Origin of the sequence: Methanobrevibacter sp., assembly GCF_045220775.1 — an archaeon.
GTDB lineage: Archaea > Methanobacteriota > Methanobacteria > Methanobacteriales > Methanobacteriaceae > Methanocatella.
Genome location: NZ_JBGUWC010000010.1, coordinates 1 through 1519, shown reverse-complemented (window position 1 = coordinate 1519; position 1519 = coordinate 1). Strand labels below are relative to the sequence as shown.

Below are 1519 nucleotides of genomic sequence, written 5' to 3'. Positions count from 1 at the left end.
GGGATTCTGCTTGTATCTGCAGTATTTGTATTGATTTGAAGTATTTTGGCTTCAGGCAGGCCATAACTTTTTAAAACCTTGTTCAATACTTCTACTTTTATTCCATTTTTATTAGGTATGCATATTTTTTTAGCATTTTTAATATATTCCTGAATTTCATTTATCTCTTCAAGAGTATCTCCGAATCTACAGTCATTTTCAGATTCCTCAAATGCATTTCTTATCATCTTTTCAAATGCCATGTTATCATATCTAAAAAAAAGAGATTATATAGTTTGAGGTATCAAATCTAATTTTTCTATAACATTAACAACTTCTGTATAATTACCGTATTCAGGAGATCCTACTCCTTTAACTTCATGAGGATAATTATCAGCTATTACTGTTGCTAAGTTATTTGCTCCTGCCTTAAGTGAAAATTCCACATTTTCAGGACCGACTGTTGGTGTTGGCATTGTAATTGTAATTTCCGGATACATTATTCTGGTAATTGCAACCATTTTTAATTGCTCTTTTAGTGGAAATGCAGGCCAATCTGCCATTGGGGTACCTTCATATGGATTGAAACCCATTATTGGAATTTCCTCCAATGTTTCGAAGTTGGATAAATAACGTAAGTGTTTTATCCTGTCTTCTTTACTTTCACCAAGGCCTAACAGAAGTCCTGAAGATAATCCTATACCTGCATCGCTCACCCTTTTGCAAGTCAATATCCTTTGATCTAGTGAGTCTCCAGGTTTTCTTTGATAGAATACGTCTTCGTTTATGGTTTCCAGATTACAACAAATTGTATCTGCCCCTAATTCTGCCAAGTCTTGGACTGATTTTTCAGTTAAATCTCCACCAACATTGACAAGAATTTCTAGGTTTGAATTTTCTTTTACAATTCTACAAGCGTTCACTGCTTGTTTTCCTTTATAGCCGTATCCTCCAGAACAGCTTACACGTGGAATATGTGCTTCTTCAATGGATTTGACAGCAGTTAATATTTCATCGTTGGATTTGTAAAATGCATTGAAATAACCCTTTTCAGAAGTTTCTTCGGCAAATCCGCAATATTCGCATCTAGGTTGGATTTGGCATTTGTTAGTAAGATGTACTGTAGATGTTAATTTGATCATTTTTGATTGATTATCTCTTATATCGCACGCTATCTTGAATAATCTTTCCAAATCTTCATCATTCTCGATATTTAACAATTCTAAAAATTCATCATCAGTTAATTCTTGTCCTTGTTCTGCTTTATTTAAAATTTCATCAATCAATTTTACACCAACTTTATATAATATATATCTGTAACTTAACTTATTTTTTAATGGCTATTTTTCATAACAATTAAAAAATAAGTTAAATTAATTGTTGGAATTTATCCAACAATCTAAACTTATTCTTGTTCGTCTTTACCTAAATAATCTAACATAGTAGGTACGAGTTCTGCTAAGGAACCGAAGTTCATTGAGTCTGCGGTACCTAATAATGCAGCTGGGTTTAAAGCTTCATCCATTTTGTCGATACCTTC

Annotated in this window: 3 protein-coding genes; all 3 read right to left on the bottom strand. The window is 32.7% G+C overall.

Annotation, left to right across the window (positions count from 1 at the left end):
• On the bottom strand, positions 1 to 242 hold a 242-nt coding region (locus tag ACJROP_RS00300), incomplete at its 3' end, for a FeGP cofactor biosynthesis guanylyltransferase HcgB family protein (RefSeq protein ID WP_406533522.1).
• A 24-nt stretch (positions 243 to 266) separates the two neighbouring features.
• A complete protein-coding gene (hmdB, locus tag ACJROP_RS00295) occupies positions 267 to 1265 on the bottom strand; it encodes a 5,10-methenyltetrahydromethanopterin hydrogenase cofactor biosynthesis protein HmdB (RefSeq protein ID WP_406533521.1) in 999 nt (332 codons plus the stop codon).
• A gap of 119 nt (positions 1266 to 1384) precedes the next feature.
• The coding region (locus ACJROP_RS00290) for a 5,10-methenyltetrahydromethanopterin hydrogenase family protein (RefSeq protein WP_406533523.1) at positions 1385 to 1519 on the bottom strand (135 nt) is incomplete at its 5' end.